This is a genomic window from Thermococcus celer Vu 13 = JCM 8558, from assembly GCF_002214365.1.
In the GTDB taxonomy this organism is placed as follows: Archaea; Methanobacteriota_B; Thermococci; order Thermococcales; family Thermococcaceae; genus Thermococcus; species Thermococcus celer.
Genome location: NZ_CP014854.1, coordinates 271,713 through 295,795, shown reverse-complemented (window position 1 = coordinate 295,795; position 24,083 = coordinate 271,713). Strand labels below are relative to the sequence as shown.

The following is a 24,083-nucleotide window of genomic DNA, read 5'->3' as shown; positions in this document are numbered from 1 at the left end:
CGTATTTAAACTATTCCGTTTCATCGGGGTTGGTGGTACGATGAAGGTTCTCGTTACGGGCGGTGCTGGTTTCATAGGCTCGCACCTCGTGGATGCCCTGATGGAATCCGGTCATGATGTCAGGGTTCTCGATGACCTGAGCGCGGGTAGCCTCGACAACGTAAAGCGCTGGATGAACCACGAGGGGTTCGAGTTCATAAGGGGGGACATGCGGGACGTCGAAACCGTCAGGAAGGCCGTCGATGGCGTCGAGGCCGTCTTCCACCTCGCCGCCAACCCCGAGGTCAGGATAGGCTCCCAGAGTCCAGAGCTCCTCTACGAGACGAACGTTCTGATAACCCACAACCTGCTAAGTGCAATGAAGGATTCCGGCGTTAAGTACCTCGTCTTCACGAGCTCCTCGACCGTTTACGGCGACGCCGGGGTGATACCCACTCCAGAGGATTACGCGCCGCTGGAGCCGATAAGCGTTTACGGCGGGGCGAAGCTTGCCGCCGAGGCCCTCATCAGCGGCTACGCCCACACCTTTGACTTCAGGGCTTTGATCTTCCGTCTGGCCAACATCATAGGCGAGCGCTCCAACCACGGGGTCATCTACGACTTCATCAACAAGCTCAGAAGGAACCCGAACGAGCTCGAGATACTCGGCGACGGAACGCAGAGGAAGAGCTACCTCCACGTGAGCGACACCGTTAACGGCATGCTCCACCTGTTCGGGGCGTTCAAGAAAGGAAAGGCGCGGGTCGACTTCTACAACCTCGGCAACGACGACTGGATAACCGTGGGGGAGATAGCGGAGATAGTGAGCGAGGAGATGGGGCTGAGGCCGGCCTTCAGGTTCACGGGCGGCGTTGATGGTGGTCGCGGCTGGAAGGGCGACGTCAAGTTCATGCGCCTGAGCATAGAGAAGGCGAAGAAAGCCGGCTGGAAGCCAAGGCTGGATAGCTACGAGGCGGTTAGGAGAACCGTCAGGGAGCTTCTGGGAGGTATTCAATGAAGACACCCCCAGGGCTCCATATTACCAAAAACTTTTTAAACCCTCCAGGCTCTCTAATCTCGGACGCGCCCCGGTGGTGTAGCCCGGTCAATCATGCGGGACTCTCGATCCCGCGACCCGGGTTCAAATCCCGGCCGGGGCACCAAAATCTTCTCGCGGGCCCGTGGCTCAGCCTGGTCAGAGCGCCCGCCTGATAAGCGGGAGGTCCGGGGTTCGAAGCCCCGCGGGCCCACCATAACGAAAGACAAGGGGGCGGAGCCCCCACACCCCTGGAACAGGTTCTTGTTTCTCAAAGCGTTGACGGAAAAGGGTGATTCTTTTTTCAAGGAGCAGTTTAAGGGTGTTTGCTAAGGTAAAGACTGCTCTTGGGTTTTGAATTCACTCTTCTTAAGAAAGCTTTTATGGTGGGGTTTGCTTTTGGATGGTGCTCCTTCGGAGCGCGGGAGATTGCAAACCCCTTGGATTTGGCCTTTTAATCTCGAATTCGGAGTTCAATGGCCGTTTGAGGGTGCAAACACTCACGGGAGGGCAGTTAAAAGGAATCACCATTTTTCGCCAGCCTTCAGCCCTTGCTTCGCAAGCGCTGTTCTCACTATCGTTCGAACATCCAGACGGATGGCGGAAGTTCAGGTGCTTCTCAGAGACGCCAGCTATCAAGTTGGATTGCTTTTAATCGGCCCGTTTTGTAGTGTTTCACTCCCACAAGGCGTTCGGAGAACGCCAGAATAAAAAGTGAAACCTGTTCAGGGATTGGTCTTAATGCTAATCCCTCTTTGATTCTCCAACTTTTAGAGCGCACGCTCTCATCCCAGCCTCTCATGAGAAAGGGCCATTTTTCCCCAGCCTTCTTCCAAAAGGCCGATGGAGGCGCATGGTTTGAGCTCCCGGAAGGGTTAAGCGTAGGGATAAAATTTATAAATACCTCCCTTAAGCTATCAACGGGCACAGCCCCGTGGTGTAGCGGCCAAGCATGCGGGACTCTGGATCCCGCGACCGGGGTTCGAATCCCCGCGGGGCTACCATTCAACCGGGCTCCAGACCATCGAACCCCACTCTTTTCCATGTCCTCCTTTCCCCTTTCGAACCTCGTGTTATACTCCGGTTAGTATCTCGAAGCGGTTTTTAATATCCGACGTGAATATTCCAGGGGTTAACTTCCCCGGGAAAATCGCGGATGTTTGGCGTATTGCCGGGAGATTGACGGAAAGTTGTTCAGTTCCCAATGACGGCCGGAAATCCGGAGGATAAAAACAGGTGGACAGTGGATTTTTAGAGTCTTTCTCGGCTGTTTTCGCCCTACGATGGGATATACTCCTTTTGAGCCAATAAAAGTCGAAAATCGGACTTTTCAAACACCTTTAAATAGTATGACTACCAACCGGATGTAGCGTTACATAATCGTTGCCTAACATGTGGGGGTGGTTGTGAGCAACGTGGTTGATCTGGAGCGAGAGATTGGGAATATCCTCCGGAGTCGTGGACCGCTCAGCGTGGCGTTTCTGACCAGGTTCCTCAACGAGAGGGGCATTTTCTGCACGAGGCAGAAGGTTGAGAGAACCCTGAGGAAGCTCGTGGAGCAGAGAAAGGTGGAGGCGTTCTACACCAACGGAAACAGGAGAAATCACTACCGGTTGCGGTGAGAGAATGGGCGCGACAACGGCTATACTCGGAAACGACAGGAGGATGCTGATGATAGAGTACCTCCAGAAGATGGAGGGCAACGCGGAACTTCGGGAACTCGTGGAGTACATAGCGGAGAGGGAGGGGGACACCGACCGGAAGCACAGGAAGAGCGTATACGTCAGTTTAGTCCAGACCCACATACCAAAGCTGGAGAGGGAGGGCGTCGTAACCTTCGACCGCGGCGTTGTTAAGCTCCTGAGGATCCCGGACAACGTTACCGTCTACATGGAGACCGTCAACAGGCACGACATAAGCTGGAGCACCTTCTACATGGGGACGTCGGTGATATTCATCGTGGCCGGCTGGTACCTCGGGAACCTGCACCTGCTGCTGGCCTCCGTGGTGTACCTCCTCATAAGCATCGTCCACCACAGGAAGATCAAGAGGCTGTTTTAGCGGAGCACGGTCGTGAACCGCCCGTTTTGATAAAATCCAGTCATTTTTGTTCCGGTAACGGGGTATTACCATTGAGTAAGCCGGAATTTACTATATACCCCGACCCCTCTAACGTCATCAGGCATCTTATGATGGCCTTCGCCGAGGGTGTCGTTGGAAAACATGGAGGTAATGTACCATGAAGAAAATTCTGGCCCTGGGTATGCTGGGGCTGATGATAGCGGCGGCCTTCGCGTTGGGCACGAGCGCAACCTTCAGGGACTACAGAGCCCAGAGGAGCACTCACATCGCCGTCGTTCCCGACGACAGCGAGCTCATCGATCTGACGCCGGTTCAGCCCTACGCTTACCTGAACGATGGTGGGCAACTCGTTATTGACTTCTCAAAGGACAACCCCAACTGGCCCGGGAACGATAACGGAAGCGATTGGGCCGAGTACCAGGGGGAGCTCGACGGGTACACAGGCAGAGGAATCGGCCTGAGCCCGCAGAGCAGGTACAACTTCGACGAGGTTTTCAACGTCAGCAACCACCTCTGGGAAAACGAAACGATAGTCGTGAGGATAACCTCCTCGGATCCCGGAATGGTCTCGTTCTACAGCCCCGACGAACTGATGTACAACACCAACGGCGGCGGCGTTCCCTACAACTCGGACACCGCGGTTGGAGACGTGTGCTTCTACCTTGAGCCCGGACAGGCCCTCGGCGTTGGCATGGAACTTGCGGCATCAAACACCCTTGGAGGCTACGACGTGGATATAAACATCCAGGCATGGCCGGCGGACGATGCACCGTTCACTTGCGGAGGTGACTGAAAATGCGAAAACTCATGGGACTATTCGCACTGATGATGGGTCTTTTAGTTGCGGTCGCGGCAAGCAGTGCCCACTTCGCTTATTTCCAGGCGGACAGGGGAGTTCACATCCAGGTTGTTCCGGATGACAACGAGCTCATAGATCTAAGACCTATGCAACCCTACGCGTACATCAACGACAACGGAATGCTGCTCGTTGATTTCAGCCACAACAACCTGAACTACCAGGAAGGCTTCGGTGAGGGCGTCAGCCCGAACAGCACCTACGTGTTCGAGGAAGTCTTCGGTATCAGCAACGACCTCTGGGAGGGAACCCCCATCTGCATGCACCTGACCTACAGCGGTAGCGCCTACGGCGACGAGGTAGGTCTCTTCGTTGGGAACTACACCGGCCAGCCGGGCGAGACGAGCCTCGACGTAACCGTTATGCCTGGAGACGTTGTCCCCATCGGCATGATCCTGAACAGCACCGACCTTGAGGCCGGAGACAGCATAAACGGCCAGGTACAGCTCTACGCGGTTCCGGGGCCCTGCGAGACCTCACCGTGATGAACTTTAGTTCGGGAGCCTTTGCTCCCCTTACCGTTGTTTGCGGAAGGAAGGGAAGAAGATGAGAAAAAATATAACAGCCGTCATTGGTTTTGGAGTTATTATCCTGCTCATGGGGATCGGAGGACTTTACCCCTCCAATCCTTTAACCGTGGTTTACGCAACCTCCGAGGGCGTAAACCCTTCCATTAACCCCGTTCCTCCTTACGCTTACTCCAAAGGCGGGGTTCTGTTCGTTGACGTCTCGCCCGAAAACCCTTTCTATCCGGGTTACGGCGATGGGTTGGGCGTGAACGGCACCTTCGTTTTTGACCACGTGTTCACCATCGAGAACAATCGGAGCCAGACCGGATACGACGAGATATGCGTGAGGGTCACCTCAAACGCCCCGAACGTGGGCCTCTTCACCGGGGGCTTCGGGGGAAACTGGAGCGACGCGGTGGAGGTAACCCTCGCGGCGAACGAGAGCACGAGCGTTGGGGTCAGGATCGACACCCACAACCTGACGCTTGGAGACTACAGCGATGAAATAACCATAGAGGCCTGGGGGAGAAGTTGCGGATGAAGACCCTACTCGAGTACGCGGCCCTGCTCATCGTCGGCGTTCTCGCGGTGGCTTCCCTCGTGGGTGTGCTCCTCGACAGGCCCGTGTTCGTCTCCTACGCTTACTCCGGGAGCATGGCCCCGACGATAGGCAAGGGGGACGTCTTCTTCATCAACCCCCTGGCGAGGAGCCCCGGGGTCGGTGAGATAATGGTCTTCCGAACGGGGAGCGTGTGGACCGTTCACAGGGTCTACGCCGTTACCGAAGACGGATACGTCACGAAGGGCGACAACAACGTGGCGACGGACCAGCAGAGCCACAAGATCCCGCCCATCCCGAAGGATAAGGTGGCGGGAACCGTGATAACGGTAAACGGAAAACCGATAAAGGTACCCAAGATCGGGAACTACCTCGAAGGCGGCCTCTCCGGCAGGACGAGGGTGCTCCTCGCTGGGGGGCTGATAGTTCTCGGCATCCTCTCCTTCGCGGGGGACGGGGGTTCGAAGGGCCACAAGAAGAGGAAGAGGGAGACCGTTCTCAGGTTCAAGACCCTTTACCTCCTTGCCTCCATTCTCCTACTCATCATGGTGGCCGTTTCGACCTTCGTCTCGTGGGAGGCCCTTCCGGTGACTTACTCCTCCACCTCCGCGGGGGGACTGAGGGAGGGCTGGTACCTCCCGGGAGAGGAGTTCCGGCAGAACGTCACGGTGAGGAACGACAACCGTTACCCCATGATGTACCGCACCTCGGCCGGACCCACGATAACGGACGTATCGAGCGGGGGATTCAAACTGGGCGGTGGGGAGGAGAAAGACCTCGTGTTGACCATCAGGGCCCCGAATGCAACGGGCCTGTACTCGCCAAAACTGCAGGTTAACGCGTACCCACCGCTCCTCCCGGCCCCTATACTCGTTTACCTGTACGAAATCCACCCAATGGTGCCGCTGATGGCAATTTTAGCCGAGATATCCGTGCTCCTGGGGGCACTGTACGTCATCTCGGGCGTCGGGAACGAGGAGGTCATCAGAATCAGGAGGAGAAGGGGTTCCTTTCTTAGTGGAATATCGGAGGTGTTCAGGATATGAAAGCTCTGTTCTCAATTATCGTAACGTTCACACTGGCAGCGTTGGTTCTCATGGGCTCCAGCGGGACGTTCGTGGGTCTTAACGCATCAAGGGACGTCAAAGTTGCCGTCGTCCCCCACGATAACGAGTACCTCGGCTTTGACTGTGAAGACGGCTACGCCGCGGTCGTGGAGGTTAACCCCAACAACGGGACTGACTTCGACGCGCTGACCGTGAGGAACTACCTGAACGGGGGAAAGGACGTATGGATATCGCTCGACCCGGACTACTCGGGCATTCAGGGCAACGCGGACACGTTCATAGAAACCGAGGACGGCGCCGAGCGGATGATAGCCTCCGGTGCTGAATACACGTTCACCGGGCACGTTAACGCAAGCAACACGGCCCCGGGGGAGTACGTTATTCCGGTCACGATGCGCGCCCGCTGGGACGGTGGAGATGCCGTTATAGAAACCTGCCCGATAAAGCTCATCGTCGGTGATCCACCCGCGGACCCGACGGTGGAGAAGGTACTCCTCTACGGCAACACCAGCGGGATACCCATGTTCACGTACCAGGAATGGACCTTCCAGATACTGGTGACGAACCCAACGGCGGACGACCTTTCCCTGACCATCACCGACACCGTGCCCGCAGAGTTCAACGTGAGTCCGGGGAGAACCAGTGCAAGCGCCGGCACTTACAGGTTCTGGGCGGCGGCCAACAACGGTCACTCCCATTCCGCCACCAAGATGGAGTGGAACGTCACGATCCCAGCGGGAGGAAGCGCCCGCATGAACGTGACGATATTCACCAGGGTGAACAATGGAGGAAAACAGGAGTTCACCTCATGCGGCGACTACAACCTGAACGACGGGGCGACCATACTGCACTACGGCATAACGAGCAACGCCCTCACCGTAAGCGTGGACGGCTGGTGCTGTCATAACAACTGCTGGTGCAATCACGACCAGGGTTACAATCATGAAAACGACATGGGAGAATGTGAAGGATGAAGGAGAAAAAGCTGATCTGGTTTATTGGACGGAAGGAAGTCCTGGGGGCGTTCCTGATACTCTTCCTGCTCTTCGCCTTTTATTCGGTGAAGTTCATGAGCGCGAGCCCGTACGTGGTGAAGACCCAGAAACTCGGGACGTTCAGTGATATGGGGGAGCTGAGGCACTCCGCGTACCTCAAGCCCAACGAAATCTACGGGTATTTGATCTCCAGGGATGAATACCCAATATCGCTCGTTGACCGGTTCCTGCTTAACTACACGTACCGCTCCAACCCCCCGCTTAGCACGGGTACGTACGAAGTCACGGGGAAGGTCACCTACTACGTCACCAGGGGGAGCAAAGACGTTACCCTGTGGGAGGAAACGCTCTTCGACGAGAGGGGGAAGCTCCAGAACGGTGGGTTCACGGTGGAGAGAAAGCTGGACATGGGGAAGATCGAGGAGATGAGCGGTAACGTGTCCAGAGAGCTCGGGATGACGCGGTTGAAGCGGCGGATAACCGTGACGGTGAAGGCCTCCGGGACCGGCGAGGTCGGCGGGAAGGCCGTAAACGAGAAGTTCGACCATGAGGTTGAGCTCGTCAGAGACGGCGGGGCCGGGCTCTACTACTTCACGAACACGGAGAAGACCACCAGGAAGCCGCTGACGGCGACCAGCAGGGAAGAGGTCAGCGCAAGCGTTCTGGGGGTAACGGGCGACCTCAATACGGCGAAGGTAGTGACCACACTGATGGCGCTCCTGATGCTGATACCCGTGGTGGGCTACGCCTACACCTCGAGACCGCCAAAGGACGAGATGGCGAGGATAAAGCGGTACATGGTCAACGGCGTACCGGGGCAGGTCCAGAAACGGGTCGTTCTGAAGACCCCGAAGGACCTGGAGACGGCCTTCGAGCTCCTGGACAGGCCGGTGCTCCACTACGTGGACGATAATGAAGAGGTCTTCGCCATAATCGACGAGGGGGTATCGTACGAGTACAGGAAACCCCTGCCCGGGAAGAGGAACGAGCCCAACTGAGGCTCTCTCCTTTGCGTTTCTAATTTTCGTAACCAACAACTTTAAAAGACCTATCCGAAAGGCTAAGTAGAAGTTCTACAAGAGGTAAGAGGTGGTTAGAGATGAACCCGTTCCACGAGCTTGAACCCGGCCCGGAGGTTCCAGAGGTCGTTTACGCCCTCATAGAGATACCAAAGGGGAGCAGAAACAAGTACGAGCTCGATAAGAAGACCGGACTAATAAAGCTTGACCGCGTCCTCTACAGCCCGTTCTTCTACCCGGTGGACTACGGAATAATCCCCCAGACCTGGTACGACGACGGGGACCCCTTCGACATCATGGTGATCATGCGCGAGCCCGTCTATCCGCTCACCATCATCGAGGCGAGGCCTGTAGGCATAATGAAGATGAACGACTCCGGGGACAGGGACTGGAAGGTTCTGGCCGTCCCGGTTGAGGACCCCTACTTCAAGGACTGGAAGGACATCGACGACGTTCCGAGGGCCTTCCTCGACGAGGTGGCCCACTTCTTCCAGCGCTACAAGGAGCTTCAGGGCAAGACCACCACCGTTGAGGGCTGGGGCAACGCCGAGGAGGCCAAGAGGGAGATACTCAGGGCCATAGAGATGTACAGGGAGAAGTTCGGCAGGAAGGAGTGATTTCCCTTCTTTTATTCCCATCCCGCGGGAGGTAAAGGAATGTACAAGCTCCTGAAGGTTAAGGACGTCGTGAGGATCCCGCCCACCATGTTCACGATGGATCCGAAGGACGCGGCGAAGCTCGTGCTCCGCGAGACCTACGAGGGAATCTACGACCGCGAAGAGGGCGTTATCCTTGCGGTCATGGACGTTGAGGAGATAGGCCAGGGGGTCGTGGTGCCGGGAGACGGAGCGACCTACCACGAGGTTGTCTTTGACGTCCTCGTCTGGAAGCCAGAGATGCACGAAGTGGTTGAGGGCGAGGTCATCGACGTGGCCCCGTACGGTGCCTTCATCAGGATCGGCCCGATGGACGGTCTCGTCCACATCAGCCAGCTCATGGACGACTACGTCGTCTTCGACGAGAAGAACAAGCAGTTCCTCGGCAAGGAGACCAAGAGGACGCTGAAGCTCGGCGATGAGGTCAGGGCGAGGATCATTACCGTAAGCGGTAAGAGCCGCGTCATCAGGGAGAACAAGATAGGCCTCACGATGCGTCAGCCCGGTCTCGGAAAGAGGGACTGGATAGAGAAGGAGAAGCGCAAGGAGGCCGAGGCATGACGAAGGAGAGGGCCTGCAGGCACTGCCACTACATAACGACCGAGGACCGATGCCCGATCTGCGGGAGCAGGGACCTGAGCGACGAGTGGTTCGACCTCGTCATAATCACCGACCCCGAGAAGTCGAGGATAGCCCAAAAACTGGGCGTTAAGGCCCCAGGAAAGTACGCAGTAAGGGTCAGATGATGCTGTTCGTACTAACTCCAGAACTCCGGGGGGAGCTGAAGAACCCCCTCGGCGAGCTCATCCGGGGGGAGATCCCAGAGCCCTACATCAGGGTTAGGGAAGAGCTTGAAAAGGCCCCCCACCTGATTACCGTCGGCGACGTCGTCACCGAGAACGTCCTCAAGCTGGGGATAAGGCCGAGCGTGGCGATATACGACCACAGAACCAAACGTCACGAGTACAATCCCCGGATCGAGATCGGCGCCGTGGTGATAACGGTTCAGAATCCCCCCGGGACGATAACGAAAGCTTTATTAGATGCAGTCAGAAAGGGCCTTGGACTGGCCGAGAGGGGCAGGAGGGTCTACATAAAGGTGAACGGTGAGGAGGATCTGGCGGCCATCCCGGCCGTGCTCTACGCGCCCCCCGACTCGATCGTGCTCTACGGCCAGCCCGATGAGGGAGTGGTGCTTATAAGGGTAACACCCGAATGCAAGCTCAAATGCGGGAAGATCATGTCGAAGATGGAGGTGGTTCGCGATGGAGATTAAGGTTAGGGAGATGAAGGAGAACAGGCTCCTCGGGAGAAAGGAGATATACTTCGACGTAATCCACGAGGGCGAGGCGACCCCGAGCAGGGCCGACGTCAAGGGCAAGCTCGTCGCAATGCTCGACCTCAACCCTGAAACCGTGGTCATCCAGTACATAAGGAGCTACTTCGGTAGCCGCGTTAGCAGGGGCTACGCCAAGGCCTACGAGAGCAAGGAGAGGATGCTCTACATCGAACCCGAATACGTCCTCGTGAGGGACGGGATAATAAAGAAGGAGGAGGAGTGAGATGGGCCAGAAGTGGAAGCTCTACGAGGTCAAGGGCGGCAAGGTCAGGAGGAAGAACAAGTTCTGCCCGCGCTGCGGTCCGGGCGTCTTCATGGCCGAGCACAAGGACCGCTGGAGCTGCGGAAGGTGCGGCTACACCGAGTGGAAGAGGAAGTGACCTCTTTCGGCTTTTCTGCTCCTTTACCCCTATATCAACTGGCGCGTGGTGTTTAATGCCATCCTACTACGGCATCGATCTCAAGCTTCACCCGCAGGTCTACGAACCGGCCGAGGACACCTTTCTACTGGCCGAGAACCTTGCCGTTAAGGCGGGAGACGTCGCCCTCGACGTGGGCACGGGGACTGGCGTAATAGCCCTTCTGATGGCGAGGAAGGCCCGCTTTGTCCTGGGGGTCGATGTAAACCCCATGGCCGTTGAACTGGCGAAGGAGAACGCCCGGATAAACGGCCTTGAAAACGTCGAGTTCAGGGTGAGTGACCTCTTCGAGAACGTCTCCGGAAAGTTCGACGTGGTGACCTTCAACGCCCCCTACCTGCCCGGCGAACCCGAGGAACCCATAGACCTCGCGCTGGTCGGAGGCAAAAACGGGAGGGAAGTCCTCGACAGGTTCATCCGGGAGGTTCCCGCGTACATCAAACCGGGCGGAGTCGTCCAGATAGTCCAGAGCTCGATAACCGGGGTGGAGGAGACCCTGAGACTGCTGGAAGAGGCCGGGTTTAACGGGAGGGTAATCGCCACGAGGCACTTCTTCTTCGAGGACATAGTCCTGATAAACGGCTACGCCAGGTGATTCCTCCTGACCTCGAAGAGGAACTTAACCTTTGGCCTCTCCACGGGCTCGGGGTCGTCCTCGAGGAACTCGATTCTAATCTCCCTTGGATTGAAGGACGGTTCAGGTTTCATCGTCTCGAACATGGAAGGTACATCGATACCCCACTTTTAAACCTTTCGCAGATTGCCGAAGTATTTTTCGACGATAAAATATTGGCCAGTTCTGTTCCCATCACCTTTTTAAAAGGCTCCCCGAACCCAACCACAGAGAGACGTAGGTGAGGCTAATGGCGATAACGTTCCAGTCCAATCCGAACATGCCGGAGGAGATTGCGAGACTGTTCCAGAGGCAGCATTACGCCCTCGTGGGCCATCACAGCTCGGTCAAGCTCTGCCACTGGCTGAAGGAGAGCCTGAAGCACGACCGCTTCTGCTACAAGCAGAAGTTCTACGGTATCCACTCGCACCGCTGTTTGCAGATGACGCCCGTCACCGCGTGGTGCACCCACAACTGCATATTCTGCTGGCGCCCGATGGAGGGTTTCCTCGGGACGGAGTTGCCCCAGCCCTGGGACGACCCGGCCTTCATAGTCGAGGAGAGCATAAAGGCCCAGAGGAGGCTCCTCGTCGGTTACAAGGGCATGCCGGGCATAAACATGAAGAAGTTCGAGGAGGCGTGGAACCCGAAGCACGCCGCCATAAGCCTCTCCGGCGAGCCGATGCTCTACCCCTACATGGGCGACCTCGTTGAGGAGTTTCATAGGAGGGGCTTCACGACCTTCATAGTCACGAACGGCACGGTTCCCGAGAGGATCGAGGAGATGCTGAGGGAGGACAAGCTCCCGACCCAGCTCTACCTCTCGCTGACCGCCCCGGACCTGGAGACCTACAACCGCGTCAACGTTCCCATGATCCCCGACGGCTGGGACAGGATCCTCAGGACACTCGAGCTCATGAAAGACCTGCCGACGAGGACCGTGGTAAGGATGACGCTCGTCAGGGGCGAGAACATGCACAACCCCGAGGGCTACGCGAGGCTCATAATGAAGGCCAGGCCCATGTTCGTCGAGGCCAAAGCGTACATGTTCGTCGGCTTCTCGAGGAACCGGCTGACCATAGACAACATGCCGAAGCACGGGGAGATAAAGGCCTTCGCGGAGGAGCTGGTGAAGCACCTTCCGGGCTACCACATCGAGGACGAGTACGAGCCCAGCAGGGTGGTTCTCATAATGCGCGACGACGTTGACCCGCACGCATCGGGCACGGGGGGCAGGTTCATAAAACACTGAACCCCTTTCGATTTTTCAATTCATGCCTCATGCCCATGGAAAAAGTTTATTTATTCCGGCGGCTTAGGATGAGTTTAGAGGTGTGAGGTGATGAAGAGGATTCTTGCCCTGATAACGATCGTTCTCATGCTGATCCCAGCAGTTGCCGCAGGAACGATAGACGGCTCCGTGAGGTTCCTCAAAGACGCCGCCGGGTCCAGTCAGCAGACGGGAGAAATAAGCCTGGCGATAATGGCCCTCTCGGCGGCGGCAGATGACCTGGCCTGGGATGTAACCCCCGACCTCGTTACCCTCGTCGACAGAATGCTCGATTATCAAAATCCTGACGGCGGATGGGGCTTCTATCCAGGAGAGGTTAGCAACGTGGTTGACACGGCCTACGCCGTTGTGGCCTTTAGCAGGGTCTACCCGTACCTCGAGAGCCAGAAGAGGGGGACAGTGAAGCTCGCCATCGATCGCGGCCTCTCGTACCTTTTCTCGGCGGAGAACGACGATGGATGGGGCTACGTGCCCGGAACCCCGACCTCCTGCTACCCGACGCTTGCGGCCATCTGGGCCCTCGGCGAGAACGGTTACAGCTACAACAGCAGGGCCGTTAGAAACGCCGTCAAGTACGTGGGGAACGCCACCTGTGAGCTCCCGAAGTACGAGGCGCTCGCCCTCAAGTTAATAGCCTACCATAGCGTGGGCTACCCCGTGTCCAACGGGACGCTGGAGACGGTGAAGGAGCTTCTCCTTAAGGGCGGAGACCTGAGCATGAAGGAGAGGGCCATGCTCACCTACGTCCTCGTTCTCTACGCCCCCTGGGATTTCGACACGATGAGGATGCTCATCAGGCTCGAATCTTACAGCACGGAAGCGGGAAACCTCGTTTACTGGGTGAGCACCCCGTACATGTTCTCGTCCTCCGAGCTTATAGCCACCACCTCCTACGCCCTGATGGCACTCTCGAGCGTTTCCAAGCTGCCGCCGGTAAAAAAAGTCAGCAACCCCTACGAGATGCCCTGTCAGGCGCTTGAAAACATGCAGAACCCCGATGGTGGATGGGGGCTCGGCCTCAACACTCCGTCCGACGAGAAGGCCACCTACTACGCGCTCAGGGCCATTGATGTGTGCTACCCCTCAACGGAGAGGGTCAGGAGGGCCCTCGCGTGGACGAGGGAGGCGTTTGAACGGGATGCGAACTGGATGAAGGAGAACCGCAGGATGTCGGTTGGATACTACTACGCGCTGAAAACGCTCCTCGCCTACGGTAACCTGACGGCGGAGGAAAAGGAGGAGGCCAGGGAGCTTATACGGAGTGTTCAGCTCGATCAGGGCCTCTGGGGCAACACCGTGCTCGGGCCACAACCCTACGACACGGCGCTTGCAGTGGATGCCCTGCGTGAGCTGGGAGTTCCGGCGAACGATTCACTCATCCAGAGGGCAAAGAGCTGGCTTTTAAGCGTAAGCAACGGCGGATGGGGGACCTACGTAACAACCGCCTATTACTCCTACATGCTCAAGCCGGACGTGCTGACTACCATCACCGTTCTGGAGGCTCTGAAGGGGATGGCCACTCCCGAGGAGCTCAAACCTCACCTCGAGTGGTTGATAGAGCAGAGGGTGGACGGAGGCTGGCCCTACTGGAAGACGTACTACGTGTGGGACGAGAACAGGGAATTCCCCGGAACGCCGACCGTCGAGCTCACGGTCAGGGCAACAGACCTTCTGCTGGACTACGGCTACAACTACACCAACGAGACCCTGAGTTTCGTCATGAACGCGAGGGACTCCGGAGCGATAGACGGCAAAACGATAGAGATGGCCAGCGCGATAGAATACCTCTCGCGCTTCCAGTACATCCCGCCCGTTGACCTTTACGACGTGAGGAGGGCCCTCGACGGGGACACCTTCAGAGTAGTAGCACCGGGCATGGACAACGAGAGCCTCGAAGCGGTAATAAAGACGCTCAACGACCTCTTCAGCGGGGGTTTCCTCCCGGCCAACACGAGCTCAATCGGTGAGGGGAGCTACATAGTCCTGGCGAACTTCACGGGATACCCCATAAGGGAGTACAACCCCTATCTGAAGTTCTACGTGGACAACGGAACCGTAACCGTTGGAAACATCACCGTACCGACGAGCGAAGCCGTCGTCCTCGTCCCCGGCAAGACCCCGGAGGGGATCGTCCTCTTCGTTCTGTACGAACCCGAAAATTCAGAGATCGCCAGGGAGGTCTTCACCACCGGCTTCATCAGGTACATCCGGGGACACGCGATGGTTCTCCTCCTCGAGAATGGCAAGGTACGGGTAACGGTGGTGGGGTGATTAAGAGGTGAGGGCTCTAATCATAGGGGTCGGCCAGTGCGGGACCAAGATAGCCGACCTCTTCGCCCTTGTTGACTTCGAGGCCCTGGCGATAAACACCTCCCGCGGCGACCTCGATTACCTCAAGCACGTCCCCCCGGAGCGGAGGATACTGATAGGTGAGAGCCTGACGGGCGGGAAGGGAGTCAACGCGAACCCGATACTCGGCAGGGAGGCGATGAAGCGCGACCTTCCGCTGGTCATGCGCAAGATAGGCTCGATAATAGGCTACGAGGACGTTGACATCTTCTTCCTCACCTTTGGCTTCGGGGGTGGAACCGGAGCCGGGGGGACGCCGGTCCTGGCGGAGGCCCTAAAGGAGGAGTACCCGGATTCGCTCGTCGTCGCCATCGGGGCGCTCCCGCTCAAGGAGGAGGGCATAAGACCGACGATAAACGCCGCCATAACCATCGACAAGCTCTCCAAGGTGGCCGACTCAATCATAGCCATAGACAACAACAGGCTCAAGGAGGGGGGCGACGACATAGCGAAGGCCTACGAGCGGATAAACTACACGGTAGTCGAGCGTATAGCATCGCTCCTCGCCCTCGTGGACGTTCCCGGCGAGCAAACGCTGGACGCCAGTGACCTGAAGTTCGTACTGAAGGCCTTCGGGAGCTTCGCAACCGTCGGTTACGCCAAGGCGGATGCGAGCAGGGTGAAGAACCTCTCCAGGCTTATCATAAAATCCTTCGAGAACGAGGGTCTCTACCTTGACGCGAACATAGAATCGGCCCTCTACGGCCTCGTCGCCGTCCACGGCCCACCCGAGGTCCTCAAGGCCTCCGAGATATTCGAGGCCCTCGACTACCTCACCAACAAGATAAGGGGCAAGCAGATATTCAGGGGCTTCTACCCGGACCCGCGCGAGAGGGAGGTCGAGGTCGTGACCCTCCTAAGCGGGATATACGAGAGTGGGAGCATAGAGGAGGTAATCGCCACCGCGAAGAGGTACGCCCGCTCGTTCATGGAGGCCAAGGAGGAGGCGGAGACGAAGAAGCGGGAGCTCCTGAGCGGTTTACCGGACTTCGACGACGTGTACGCGAGGGGAGGATTCCCGGAGGAGTATCCCGATGCCGGAGGGGAGGGGGATGACTGAACCCGTCAGGGACTCCGTCGAGGTCGCCCTCGAGCTGGACGAGAAGGAGGTCTACTCCCACATAGCCCACGAGAGCGCGGAGGACATCGTCAGGATAATCTCCTCCCTCGATGCTGAGAGGGCGAGGCTCCACGGGGAGGTCATATACTACCGTGACGACTGGGACGATCTGATAAGGGAGAGGATAGCGAAGGGGAAGCGGCACACTGCCTTCGATTTCTACAACCCCGCCCTGCTGGATATCTGGGAGAGAAAGGTGAGGGAGATTAAAAAGGCGAGGCTGAGGGAGAAAATGGCGTACGCCTCGATAGCGGTGTTCATTATCCTCACCGTGATCGCTACGGCTCTCCTGCGCCAACCGTACGTCATCCTTGGACTCGCGGTTCTTCCGGCGGTTTTCCTGATTTGGAGCCTAACCCGGGAAAAGCTCGATCTAATTTACTACGAGCTTACCCAGTTCTTCATCGATGAGCTGAGGGAACTCGTTGAAAAGCACTCCCTCCGGCCGGAGAGGTACAGGTTCAAGATATTCAGCGGCGATTACTTCGGTGTCGAAATTAGAAAGTCCGGAACGGGGATTTTCGCCATCGTGAGTCCCCAGAGCCGGGTAGTAACCTCCGCAGAGACGGGGAGTAACGATTAAATAGATGCACTGAGATAAACCCAATGAGGGGAGAGGTATGATAAAAAAAGCGGGACGCGGGCAGGTTTCACTGGAGTTCATGCTGGTCTTCGGGGTGATGCTCATCCTCCTGATCTACTCCGTGAACAACGTGACCTTCAAGGAGGGCTCAGCCTCGACCGAGAACCTCCGGATCCAGATAAGCCTCGAGGAGAAGAACCTCGCCAACGCGATATCGAACACGATATCCCAGGTCTACGCCCAGGGGCCGGGCTCGAAGGCGACGGCCTACGTGGAGTTAACTTACTTACGGGACCCGGAGATGCTCAGCAAAGGTCTGGGCGTGAAGGACCCCACCGTCTTCATAACCTACGGGAACTACGGTAATGAGGGCAATGGAACGTACGTCACCGTTGTTGGAACCAGCGGCACCCTTGTTCTCAGTGGGGGGGACAAGAACGTCTTCTGGAGCAGGGGCATGTACCAGGCCATTCTCTACACCAATTCCTCCGTGTGGTCTCCGGGGGTTGGACTAACCGTGGACTCAACCACACTCTACGGCCTCGGGATAAAGCCGGCCAGCCTCCCTTCCACTCTCAAAATAATAGTGGAGTGGAACCCAGACAAGCCCGTCTCGTGGGCATTCGATCCAACGGCCGGCGAGCTCCGCATAAACATAAAACCTGGTGGATGAGATGAGGAAAGGGCAGATAAGCCTCGACTTCCTGTTCGCGGTGACTCTGATAGCCATTACAATGGTCAACTTAGTCCATATTGCCAGTATAGAGCAGGCCCACTCGGAGGCCTTCGACACCGTGGCGAAGCTTAAAGCCTTCTCCATCGACGTGAGGGACACCGTGGTCAAGGCGTACGCCGTTGGGGACGGGTTCACGGTGAGGAAGAGGCTCCCAATTGAGCTGGATAGCGGGGATGAGGTAACCATTAAGCTTATCGCCCCGAGCAACATCACCATCGATGCCTATATCGGGGGGGAGTCCTACCACGTGGTTCAGAGGGCTCAGGTGCCGATATACAAAAACAGCAAGGTAACCCTAACGGCAACGAACATGGAGTTTAACGTAACCGCAACGTACAACGAAGCGGAGGGGAGGGTCGATGTGGTCCTCTCGTCGTAAGGGACAGACAGCGATTGAGGTTCTCTTCATAACCGCGGTGATCTTAACCGGGGTTCTTGTGGTGATTCCTCCGTACCTACACGAGAACACGGCCGTTTCTATAGTATCGTACGTTAAAAGCTCGGCCTCGGACGCCTGCGCCTACCTGAACGCTGGGGTTGTGACCCACGACGACATCCACGATCCCCTGAACGGTATAATAACCGCCACGAACTACTCCTACCGGGCGTTCCGCCTCCTGGGGGTGCGCACGGAGGAGGTCAACGGTACCATAAAAGTTGACGTTAAGATAACCTACACCGGGGCCGGGCTTCCGGAGAGCACGGTCGAGAGGGGTATAACCCAGTACATCAAGACGGACGTCTCGGTAAGAACCGACGTTGAATGGAGCGGGGAATTGAACGACCCCCTCTACCTAAATGGTAAAAAGATCGAGATAAACGTTGATGTGGTGAGAGAATGAGGAGGGGCCAGCTGCTCTCGCTCGACGCGATGCTGTCACTGGTCATGGTCATCATGATACTCGGGACGGTAACCACCACCGCTGACAACCTTAGGGGCGAGATAACCTCTCTGCTCGGATGGTACGAGAGGGCCAACGTAGCGGACAACATGCTCGACGTACTCGTTAAGAACCCCGGTGTTCCATCCGACTGGGAGGCGAACCCCAGCGGGGTAAAAGTGGTCGGGTTGAGAAGCGAGAACTACACCTACGCCCTGAGCTACGAGAAGCTCCTGGCCCTGAAAAACCATTTTGATGATGCCAGCGTGAAGGAGAGCCTCCTGAACCTCAGCATGGGGAAGGACTTCCGGATGGAGTTCTATCTCTCGAGCTTTAACGTGAGCATCTCCGGAAGGTTCCCGAGGTACTATCTTCACAACCTTCTTCTTCCAGGGAATGATTTGGGAAACGTTAAAATATCCAAAGCAGGGCCGGGTAATACGGAGTTCTCCATCTCCTACATCAACCTAACCAGGGACGGAACGTCTTATGTGAATGGGGACGTATGTAGTTTAACTCTGGAGAATTCTGGTAACGTGTTTCTTAAACCGGGTGATCACCTGGTGTTTGTTGCCACCGAGGCGATAAATGTCACTGTGCAGGGAGGGCAAACGTTTGAGAAAACCCTCCCTTCGAACGTAAAGGTCGAGTTTGAGGTTATCGACTCTACGAGTCAGTATCGCATGAGCGTGACCGGATGCCCTGGTAATATAACCTCCATACACATAGGGGGGCAGGGACAGGTTCAGATCCGAATTTCAGCCCGGGACAACGCCCTTCCACAGCTTAAATCGAACTTCACGGGTGCACGGGAGTTCCTGGAGAATGGGGAATCTTTCCACAGTTTTGCAATGATAAACGGTTCAATCGTGAACGATGGGGCTGTGATAGATAAATCGATGGGCAACTCCCCCTGGATAGAGCCCGCAGAGAGGGTTACAACCGTTTCAAGGTTCGCTTACAACCTATCGGGTGGCCCCTCAAAGGAGGAACCCATCGTTTACGGCGTAATGCGGTATAACCCCCCGCTCGGAACTTCCCTCAGGGTTAAGGTCAGTTCAGCCTCCCAGGGCAATTTAACCCTAATTTCAGTCCTGGGCACTGAAGTCAGGGGACTCTTCGTTTACGGGAACTCCACGGAGCTAAAAGCGACCCTGGCCTATTACGAAAACGGCAAAGTCTCCCTAAAGTACTACGAGGGTAGCGGTAGCACTATAACGGTACCCTTCGAGGAGCTCTTCGGGCCGAATGCCAAGGACAAGCCGATAGGACTATGGCTTTACTCCCTAAACGGTTGGGGCAGGGATCATGTAAGCCTTGATGTGGTTCCCAGCATAAAGTACCTGATGGAGCCCAAACTCGACGAGGCTATAATAAAACTCCTGGTGTGGGATGACTCATGAAGAGGAAAGGTTTTGTGTTCACCCTTGATGCCCTGCTCGCCCTCCTGCTGGTTACGATGTTCGTGGCCAGCATAACCCTGATCAACCCAAGCTCTCAGGTTTACTCCACCTACATGCGCTCCCAGTCCAAGTACGTGGCGGAAGATACCCTGCTAACGCTGAGAACGACCTCTTTGAGGGATCTGGTCCCTCAGAACGTGGTGGACGGATGGATAAGCAACGGAACCCTCAACACAACCCTTGTAACGCCCGACATGTCCCCACTGGATATAGTGACAACCTACTGGGCCACGGCACCCATTTTTCCGGGCGCAAACCTGAAGCACAAGGCGGAGGTGATACTCGGCTACATCCTCAACAACACGCTTAGGAACTACAACTACGAGCTCATGATAAACAACTACACGAGCCCCTACCTCCGTAAGGTCGGCTCCGATCCTTCAAAGGTCCCTGACGTTTCACCCGCCACCCTTGTTTTGAGCGGTTACGCCTACAACCAGACGCCGAGGGGCTACATGGCGAGGGCTTATTTGACGAAGGCGGAGTACACGAGGAGCGACATCTTTGGAATTCAGAGGGTTTTAGCTAGATGTCGCTACACCACGAATTATGGGGAGGGTGCAAACACCCTAACTGTTCGGAGCCACTTCCGACTTCCCGACGATGTGGATATTAAAAAAGCTGATATACAGCTTGCTGAGAGGACGGGATATCAAACATCGTCTTTTGACCTCAACGGCCACTCGCTCGGAGCGGGATATCATTCCGATATCAAAGACTATCTAACGGGGGGGGATAACGTATTAACTGCGACATTTTCGACCTCTTACGGCACTGATAACTGCTATGAGCTGGGATACGCAAGCGGCTCCATGATGTATGTGAACTACTCCACCAATACCACGGACTCCCGGTTTTTTGACCCTACAAGGCGTTACGGAGAGCTCTACGATGTTCAGAGCTACACGGGAATTTACTACCTAAACGCCCTATTTGCTCCGGGTATCATCACAGGTATATCACTCCATCTCGTTACTGAAGGTGTCGAAAATATACGCGTCTACTACCCCTACGGTTCCAACAACTACTTAATCGCGCGGAGGACAGTACCCACTACAGGAGTTCAAAGCGTGGACATAAGCTCCTCGGAGATAGAAGGAAACCTGAACAGGTATGGTTTCACTCTCGACAACCTGTCCAAGACCTATTTTGGAATAGTCATAGCTCTCGACGCTGAATGGGATAGTCAGAAAAGGTACTTTGTTTATGATACCTCTTACAGGAAGAGGCACCTCTACGGAAACGGCCAATCGTGGATAAGAATAGATTACGTGCCGAAAACCCTCACCACCCCCTACTCAATACCTCTCTCGATATTCAAAAACTACAGTGATATCCATTATGGCGGCACTTGTGTTTACTATTATAGAACCCCAGTTAGATGTTCCAAAATGAGTTTCTCCTACACGCTACCAGAAACTGCAATACCATGGTACGTGGATGTATGGACGGCCATACAGTTCACAACGTTCACCCCATCATCGACTACAACCCTTTCGGAAAACGGGCAGGTGTTCTACAACAATTATTCGGACATATATATGATAAGGGCGGCGTACTCCCAGTTGAATGGTAGTATGATGGTTCCGGGCCAGAAGAATACGTATCTGGCGGAGAGCTCAGACGTCTCTCAGTATGGATTCCGCCCCGGTGAGAGCAGGGCCATAATTAACTATTTCATATCCGGCTACGCTGGCTACGGGGACGTCTTCCCCTACCTTCTCCAGGGCCAGGGGACGTACAATGGTTACAGGCTAACCTACTATTATGACATTGGGGAGGGACCCGTTAAGAGCACCATTCTCGTGGGTGATAAAACCTACAAAGATATCTCCGTCGATGAACTAAAGCCGGACAAATACGCCCTCGACGACGCCATCCTGAGGCTGTTCGATAAGCTCAACTTTAAGAATGATGCAAACCCCGGAGAATGGAAAAAAACTCCATACGATGGCTCTCAAGAAAACCCCATAGACGTAGGGCTTCCGTCCAGCGTCAGGATAGACTTCGCCCCGATGGGCAACATCCCCGGCCTGTTTGAGCCGATAACCATAACCCTTAGGGTCTGGAGGGATAACGGATGAGGAAGCGGCGGGCTTTTCTGATTAACTCAACAGTTCTACTCCTGATCATACCCCTGATGCTCCTCTTAGCCACCTACGAGGACGTCTCGTCCCAGATAATAGTGGCCCAGAGCGAGAGAACCCAGGTTGAGAGAACCTACCGTGTGGTGTCCTACCTCGAGATGGACTTCGAAAAAGCGCTGGAGCTCTCCGGGAAGAGGGCGGTGGTGGCGGCCGTTGATTATGTGGCGGTTATGAGGAGTTTCATAAGCCCTGCATATGGGGTCAACAACACCATCAGCGACTTAATTTTGACGGGTACGTCATCGAGCATGCCCGGATACGACTTCAACAGGGTCATGAAGGGGCAGAGCGTTGAGAACTGGCTGGTAACGATAGCGGATAAGCTCAGAGAACAGGGATACGAATTCCTGATAGCGAACAAGGGCATCGACGAGATTATGAGAAGGAATGAATCCGCGAGAAATAGTTTTCTTGCAAAGCACATCAACCTAACCGTCGCGCCCCTGGATTCTTTCAGGATCGTGGTACTTGGCAGGATCCCGAACGCCACCCTCAAAGACCTATCGGGGACCGTTATCTACACCGGCCCCCTGCCGAGAAACGGCCCCACCCGCTCGATAATCTCAATCCGGAACCTTGAGGATCCCCTCTTTTCGGCGATGACGGGAGGCAGGTACCAGCGGTCAATTAGGGCATGCTCCTATCCCTTCCCCGAACTCATTGACAGGCCGATTAAAGTTTTAGAGGGTAAAGGTAGTAGTACGAGTTCCCCTGTGATCGGAAAATACTCCCCAACCCTGAAAGGAGGGTACATATTCTACGGTAATTCATATCCCGGGAGCGGGGCAGACGGGTATGTGCTCCGCGAGGGGGACACGACAGGTATTACAAAGCCAGCAATTGTCAACACAACCCTGAACGGGAAGAAGATATCCCCGCTTGATGTGTTTAACGACAATGATATGGGTGTTCTGGTGTTCGATGGTGTGAGTGCTGGTGGTGGAACACCAGGGGGTTGGTGTTCCAATTACCAGAACTGGAAACACCGGAAACCCATAACGATCGACAACACACAAAATCCAAATACTTTAACTGATTATCAAGTTAAGGTTGAGTTAGACAGTACTAACTTTGATTTTTCAAAGGCAAAAGCGGATGGAAGCGACATAAGGTTTGCCGATAGTTCCTGTAATTCTTTGCCATACTGGATAGAAAAATGGGACACGACAACGGGGAAAGCAATAGTCTGGGTGAGAGTTCCTTATATTCCAGCTTATTCAACTACAACGATTTATATGTACTATGACAATCCTTCTGCTTCCTCTGAATCAGATGGAACTAAGGTTTTTGATTTCTTCGATGATATGGAAACTTGGACAGGCTGGAGAAAATATGGAAAGGGTCAAGTGTCTCAGGATTCGTCAAGAAGATATGAAGGAACCTATTCAGCACATAAAACGAAGAATAATGACCCGAATGGTGCTTGGAAAGCATTGCCAAAACCTCTCGGTAGGGATATTATAGTTGAGTCATGGATTAACAGGAACTCTGCATCAACCGGTGGTAACTGGGATAGGGTTGGTGTTGTAGATGATAATGGAAATGGATATGGTTCTGCCGCTAATATTAAAGGAAACAAAGCTCGCATAGATGTAAGAACAGGAATGAGCGCTTCAGCCCATTCATATAATACCATCACCACTATTCCAACGGATGTATGGTATTTGCAAAGATTGATAATAATGAGCAATGGAACTATACGTGTAGAACTTGAATACCCTGAAGGAACTGTTGTAGCATCAGGGTCTATCACCGATACTCAGTATTCTAATTTTACTAATTACTACATTGCTGGAGGTTATGATTACTGGGTGGATCTGGTGAGAATCCGCAAATACGCCAATCCAGAACCAAGGGTAAGTGCAGGGGCAGAAGAAACAATACCTACCTCTTCAACGACCTATTCAAATGCCCGCGCCTACGACCTCCAGCCCTTCATAGATTGCATCCAGGACAACCGCTACTTCGGCATATACGGGGGATGGTCTTTCTTCGAGCGCCTTGAGGGTAGCAGCACAAACCACGACGCGTACGTAACCCTCGCCCACAGGATGCAGGACGAGCTCGGGGTTAAATACGGAGATAAATACTATCCCATAGGCCTCGTCAGCTTCATGATACCGCACGCAAACTACGATGAGAAGCTCTTCAATCTCTTCAATACGCTGGGGATTTCAGTGGAAGAAGGGCAGTCCAGCGTGGACTACTATTTCCTCAACTACTATTTTAAGGGCGGTTCAAAGGTCTCAGGGTTCAGGGTGTGGGGAATTTCCCAGGGAGTAACATCAAGCGGAGATTTAAGCACGATCCCGTTCTTCCTCGACGAAGACACCGCAGAGGCAATATTCGGAAAACAGGGGGCGGAAGACCTCCTCCAGAGGTGA

The 24,083-nt window shown here is 55.3% G+C and carries 27 protein-coding genes and 3 tRNA genes; 29 read left to right on the top strand and 1 reads right to left on the bottom strand.

Features of this window, described 5'->3' with window-relative positions:
• Nucleotides 1-40 precede the first annotated feature (40 nt).
• The 19 genes from A3L02_RS01695 to A3L02_RS01605 all read left to right on the top strand — a co-directional run bounded on the left by A3L02_RS01695 (nucleotide 41) and on the right by A3L02_RS01605 (nucleotide 11,111).
• On the top strand, nucleotides 41-997 hold the full coding sequence (locus A3L02_RS01695; RefSeq protein WP_088862329.1) for an NAD-dependent epimerase/dehydratase family protein: 957 nt from the start codon (nucleotides 41-43) through the stop codon (nucleotides 995-997).
• A 67-nt stretch (nucleotides 998-1,064) separates the two neighbouring features.
• Nucleotides 1,065-1,142: transfer RNA gene (locus A3L02_RS01690), tRNA-Glu, on the top strand.
• A gap of 12 nt (nucleotides 1,143-1,154) precedes the next feature.
• Nucleotides 1,155-1,232, top strand: a tRNA-Ile gene (locus tag A3L02_RS01685).
• Between the two features lie 711 nt (nucleotides 1,233-1,943).
• Nucleotides 1,944-2,019 (top strand) — tRNA-Gln (locus tag A3L02_RS01680).
• A gap of 402 nt (nucleotides 2,020-2,421) precedes the next feature.
• Nucleotides 2,422-2,637, top strand: coding sequence for a hypothetical protein (locus A3L02_RS01675; RefSeq protein WP_088862328.1), 216 nt, complete (start codon nucleotides 2,422-2,424; stop codon nucleotides 2,635-2,637).
• Between the two features lie 4 nt (nucleotides 2,638-2,641).
• The gene (locus A3L02_RS01670) at nucleotides 2,642-3,076 is read left to right on the top strand and encodes a DUF7344 domain-containing protein (protein ID WP_088862327.1); all 435 of its coding nucleotides are present in this window, start codon (nucleotides 2,642-2,644) and stop codon (nucleotides 3,074-3,076) included.
• A gap of 178 nt (nucleotides 3,077-3,254) precedes the next feature.
• Nucleotides 3,255-3,890: a DUF1102 domain-containing protein gene (locus A3L02_RS01665; protein ID WP_088862326.1), complete on the top strand. Its 636-nt coding sequence runs from the start codon at nucleotides 3,255-3,257 to the stop codon at nucleotides 3,888-3,890.
• A gap of 2 nt (nucleotides 3,891-3,892) precedes the next feature.
• Nucleotides 3,893-4,438: a DUF1102 domain-containing protein gene (locus tag A3L02_RS01660; protein ID WP_088862325.1), complete on the top strand. Its 546-nt coding sequence runs from the start codon at nucleotides 3,893-3,895 to the stop codon at nucleotides 4,436-4,438.
• A gap of 151 nt (nucleotides 4,439-4,589) precedes the next feature.
• Nucleotides 4,590-5,003, top strand: coding sequence for a DUF1102 domain-containing protein (locus tag A3L02_RS01655; protein ID WP_237268616.1), 414 nt, complete (start codon nucleotides 4,590-4,592; stop codon nucleotides 5,001-5,003).
• Complete coding sequence (locus A3L02_RS01650; protein WP_088862323.1) at nucleotides 5,000-6,067, top strand: signal peptidase I; 1,068 nt, start codon at nucleotides 5,000-5,002, stop codon at nucleotides 6,065-6,067. The genes A3L02_RS01655 and A3L02_RS01650 overlap by 4 nt, the downstream gene beginning before the upstream one ends.
• Nucleotides 6,064-7,062, top strand: coding sequence for a DUF11 domain-containing protein (locus tag A3L02_RS01645; RefSeq protein ID WP_204247209.1), 999 nt, complete (start codon nucleotides 6,064-6,066; stop codon nucleotides 7,060-7,062). The genes A3L02_RS01650 and A3L02_RS01645 overlap by 4 nt, the downstream gene beginning before the upstream one ends.
• The gene (locus A3L02_RS01640; RefSeq protein ID WP_088862322.1) at nucleotides 7,059-8,081 is read left to right on the top strand and encodes a DUF5305 family protein; all 1,023 of its coding nucleotides are present in this window, start codon (nucleotides 7,059-7,061) and stop codon (nucleotides 8,079-8,081) included. Before A3L02_RS01645 ends, A3L02_RS01640 begins: the two co-directional genes overlap by 4 nt.
• Before the next feature lie 101 nt (nucleotides 8,082-8,182).
• Nucleotides 8,183-8,719, top strand: a complete 537-nt coding sequence (locus tag A3L02_RS01635; protein ID WP_088862321.1) for an inorganic diphosphatase — start codon at nucleotides 8,183-8,185, stop codon at nucleotides 8,717-8,719.
• A gap of 39 nt (nucleotides 8,720-8,758) precedes the next feature.
• Nucleotides 8,759-9,319, top strand: coding sequence for a DNA-directed RNA polymerase (locus A3L02_RS01630; RefSeq protein ID WP_088862320.1), 561 nt, complete (start codon nucleotides 8,759-8,761; stop codon nucleotides 9,317-9,319).
• Nucleotides 9,316-9,504, top strand: a complete 189-nt coding sequence (spt4, locus tag A3L02_RS01625; RefSeq protein ID WP_088862319.1) for a transcription elongation factor subunit Spt4 — start codon at nucleotides 9,316-9,318, stop codon at nucleotides 9,502-9,504. Before A3L02_RS01630 ends, spt4 begins: the two co-directional genes overlap by 4 nt.
• Nucleotides 9,504-10,034 carry a GTP-dependent dephospho-CoA kinase gene (locus A3L02_RS01620; protein ID WP_088862318.1) on the top strand — a complete coding sequence of 177 codons (531 nt, stop codon included), beginning with the start codon at nucleotides 9,504-9,506 and terminating at the stop codon, nucleotides 10,032-10,034. The genes spt4 and A3L02_RS01620 overlap by 1 nt, the downstream gene beginning before the upstream one ends.
• Nucleotides 10,024-10,320 carry a 30S ribosomal protein S24e gene (locus tag A3L02_RS01615; protein WP_054834265.1) on the top strand — a complete coding sequence of 99 codons (297 nt, stop codon included), beginning with the start codon at nucleotides 10,024-10,026 and terminating at the stop codon, nucleotides 10,318-10,320. Before A3L02_RS01620 ends, A3L02_RS01615 begins: the two co-directional genes overlap by 11 nt.
• A 1-nt stretch (nucleotide 10,321) precedes the next feature.
• Entirely contained in the window at nucleotides 10,322-10,477 is a 156-nt protein-coding gene (locus A3L02_RS01610) for a 30S ribosomal protein S27ae (RefSeq protein WP_054834264.1), read from the top strand.
• 55 nt (nucleotides 10,478-10,532) lie between these two features.
• On the top strand, nucleotides 10,533-11,111 hold the full coding sequence (locus A3L02_RS01605; RefSeq protein WP_088862317.1) for a HemK2/MTQ2 family protein methyltransferase: 579 nt from the start codon (nucleotides 10,533-10,535) through the stop codon (nucleotides 11,109-11,111).
• Here A3L02_RS01605 and A3L02_RS10305 read toward each other — a convergent pair.
• Nucleotides 11,099-11,236 carry a hypothetical protein gene (locus A3L02_RS10305; protein ID WP_204247208.1) on the bottom strand — a complete coding sequence of 46 codons (138 nt, stop codon included), beginning with the start codon at nucleotides 11,234-11,236 and terminating at the stop codon, nucleotides 11,099-11,101. The two genes, A3L02_RS01605 and A3L02_RS10305, sit on opposite strands and share 13 nt — an antisense overlap.
• Before the next feature lie 143 nt (nucleotides 11,237-11,379).
• Between A3L02_RS10305 and twy1 the strand changes: the two genes are divergently transcribed.
• The 10 genes from twy1 (at nucleotide 11,380) to A3L02_RS01555 (ending at nucleotide 24,083) form a co-directional block, all read left to right on the top strand.
• Nucleotides 11,380-12,381, top strand: coding sequence for a 4-demethylwyosine synthase TYW1 (gene twy1, locus A3L02_RS01600; RefSeq protein ID WP_088862316.1), 1,002 nt, complete (start codon nucleotides 11,380-11,382; stop codon nucleotides 12,379-12,381).
• A gap of 90 nt (nucleotides 12,382-12,471) precedes the next feature.
• Nucleotides 12,472-14,691, top strand: a complete 2,220-nt coding sequence (locus A3L02_RS01595) for a prenyltransferase/squalene oxidase repeat-containing protein (protein WP_088862315.1) — start codon at nucleotides 12,472-12,474, stop codon at nucleotides 14,689-14,691.
• 7 nt (nucleotides 14,692-14,698) lie between these two features.
• Complete coding sequence (locus A3L02_RS01590) at nucleotides 14,699-15,829, top strand: FtsZ/tubulin family protein (RefSeq protein WP_088862314.1); 1,131 nt, start codon at nucleotides 14,699-14,701, stop codon at nucleotides 15,827-15,829.
• Nucleotides 15,822-16,472: a hypothetical protein gene (locus A3L02_RS01585; protein WP_088863799.1), complete on the top strand. Its 651-nt coding sequence runs from the start codon at nucleotides 15,822-15,824 to the stop codon at nucleotides 16,470-16,472. Before A3L02_RS01590 ends, A3L02_RS01585 begins: the two co-directional genes overlap by 8 nt.
• 37 nt (nucleotides 16,473-16,509) lie before the next feature.
• Entirely contained in the window at nucleotides 16,510-17,145 is a 636-nt protein-coding gene (locus tag A3L02_RS01580; RefSeq protein WP_088862313.1) for a class III signal peptide-containing protein, read from the top strand.
• Between the two features lies 1 nt (nucleotide 17,146).
• The gene (locus A3L02_RS01575; protein ID WP_088862312.1) at nucleotides 17,147-17,587 is read left to right on the top strand and encodes a hypothetical protein; all 441 of its coding nucleotides are present in this window, start codon (nucleotides 17,147-17,149) and stop codon (nucleotides 17,585-17,587) included.
• Nucleotides 17,588-17,648: 61 nt separating this feature from the next.
• Nucleotides 17,649-18,050, top strand: coding sequence for a hypothetical protein (locus A3L02_RS01570; protein ID WP_237268615.1), 402 nt, complete (start codon nucleotides 17,649-17,651; stop codon nucleotides 18,048-18,050).
• On the top strand, nucleotides 18,047-19,492 hold the full coding sequence (locus tag A3L02_RS01565; RefSeq protein ID WP_088862310.1) for a hypothetical protein: 1,446 nt from the start codon (nucleotides 18,047-18,049) through the stop codon (nucleotides 19,490-19,492). Before A3L02_RS01570 ends, A3L02_RS01565 begins: the two co-directional genes overlap by 4 nt.
• Nucleotides 19,489-21,636 carry a hypothetical protein gene (locus tag A3L02_RS01560; RefSeq protein WP_088862309.1) on the top strand — a complete coding sequence of 716 codons (2,148 nt, stop codon included), beginning with the start codon at nucleotides 19,489-19,491 and terminating at the stop codon, nucleotides 21,634-21,636. The genes A3L02_RS01565 and A3L02_RS01560 overlap by 4 nt, the downstream gene beginning before the upstream one ends.
• Nucleotides 21,633-24,083 carry a DUF2341 domain-containing protein gene (locus A3L02_RS01555; protein ID WP_088862308.1) on the top strand — a complete coding sequence of 817 codons (2,451 nt, stop codon included), beginning with the start codon at nucleotides 21,633-21,635 and terminating at the stop codon, nucleotides 24,081-24,083. Before A3L02_RS01560 ends, A3L02_RS01555 begins: the two co-directional genes overlap by 4 nt.

Excerpts from the sequence above, each read along its gene's own strand:
- A3L02_RS01630 (WP_088862320.1), top strand. The coding sequence starts at position 8,759 with ATGTACAAGCTCCTGAAGGTTAAGGACGTCGTGAGGATCCCGCCCACC.
- A3L02_RS01595 (WP_088862315.1), top strand. The coding sequence starts at position 12,472 with ATGAAGAGGATTCTTGCCCTGATAACGATCGTTCTCATGCTGATCCCA.
- A3L02_RS01580 (WP_088862313.1), top strand. The coding sequence starts at position 16,510 with ATGATAAAAAAAGCGGGACGCGGGCAGGTTTCACTGGAGTTCATGCTG.
- A3L02_RS01575 (WP_088862312.1), top strand. The coding sequence starts at position 17,147 with ATGAGGAAAGGGCAGATAAGCCTCGACTTCCTGTTCGCGGTGACTCTG.
- A3L02_RS01640 (WP_088862322.1), top strand. The coding sequence starts at position 7,059 with ATGAAGGAGAAAAAGCTGATCTGGTTTATTGGACGGAAGGAAGTCCTG.
- A3L02_RS01695 (WP_088862329.1), top strand. The coding sequence starts at position 41 with ATGAAGGTTCTCGTTACGGGCGGTGCTGGTTTCATAGGCTCGCACCTC.
- A3L02_RS01565 (WP_088862310.1), top strand. The coding sequence starts at position 18,047 with ATGAGGAGGGGCCAGCTGCTCTCGCTCGACGCGATGCTGTCACTGGTC.
- A3L02_RS01660 (WP_088862325.1), top strand. The coding sequence starts at position 3,893 with ATGCGAAAACTCATGGGACTATTCGCACTGATGATGGGTCTTTTAGTT.
- A3L02_RS01645 (WP_204247209.1), top strand. The coding sequence starts at position 6,064 with ATGAAAGCTCTGTTCTCAATTATCGTAACGTTCACACTGGCAGCGTTG.
- A3L02_RS01665 (WP_088862326.1), top strand. The coding sequence starts at position 3,255 with ATGAAGAAAATTCTGGCCCTGGGTATGCTGGGGCTGATGATAGCGGCG.
- A3L02_RS01620 (WP_088862318.1), top strand. The coding sequence starts at position 9,504 with ATGCTGTTCGTACTAACTCCAGAACTCCGGGGGGAGCTGAAGAACCCC.
- A3L02_RS10305 (WP_204247208.1), bottom strand. The coding sequence starts at position 11,236 with ATGTTCGAGACGATGAAACCTGAACCGTCCTTCAATCCAAGGGAGATT.
- A3L02_RS01585 (WP_088863799.1), top strand. The coding sequence starts at position 15,822 with ATGACTGAACCCGTCAGGGACTCCGTCGAGGTCGCCCTCGAGCTGGAC.
- A3L02_RS01560 (WP_088862309.1), top strand. The coding sequence starts at position 19,489 with ATGAAGAGGAAAGGTTTTGTGTTCACCCTTGATGCCCTGCTCGCCCTC.
- A3L02_RS01635 (WP_088862321.1), top strand. The coding sequence starts at position 8,183 with ATGAACCCGTTCCACGAGCTTGAACCCGGCCCGGAGGTTCCAGAGGTC.
- spt4 (WP_088862319.1), top strand. The coding sequence starts at position 9,316 with ATGACGAAGGAGAGGGCCTGCAGGCACTGCCACTACATAACGACCGAG.
- A3L02_RS01650 (WP_088862323.1), top strand. The coding sequence starts at position 5,000 with ATGAAGACCCTACTCGAGTACGCGGCCCTGCTCATCGTCGGCGTTCTC.
- A3L02_RS01555 (WP_088862308.1), top strand. The coding sequence starts at position 21,633 with ATGAGGAAGCGGCGGGCTTTTCTGATTAACTCAACAGTTCTACTCCTG.
- A3L02_RS01605 (WP_088862317.1), top strand. The coding sequence starts at position 10,533 with ATGCCATCCTACTACGGCATCGATCTCAAGCTTCACCCGCAGGTCTAC.
- A3L02_RS01610 (WP_054834264.1), top strand. The coding sequence starts at position 10,322 with ATGGGCCAGAAGTGGAAGCTCTACGAGGTCAAGGGCGGCAAGGTCAGG.
- A3L02_RS01670 (WP_088862327.1), top strand. The coding sequence starts at position 2,642 with ATGGGCGCGACAACGGCTATACTCGGAAACGACAGGAGGATGCTGATG.
- twy1 (WP_088862316.1), top strand. The coding sequence starts at position 11,380 with ATGGCGATAACGTTCCAGTCCAATCCGAACATGCCGGAGGAGATTGCG.
- A3L02_RS01615 (WP_054834265.1), top strand. The coding sequence starts at position 10,024 with ATGGAGATTAAGGTTAGGGAGATGAAGGAGAACAGGCTCCTCGGGAGA.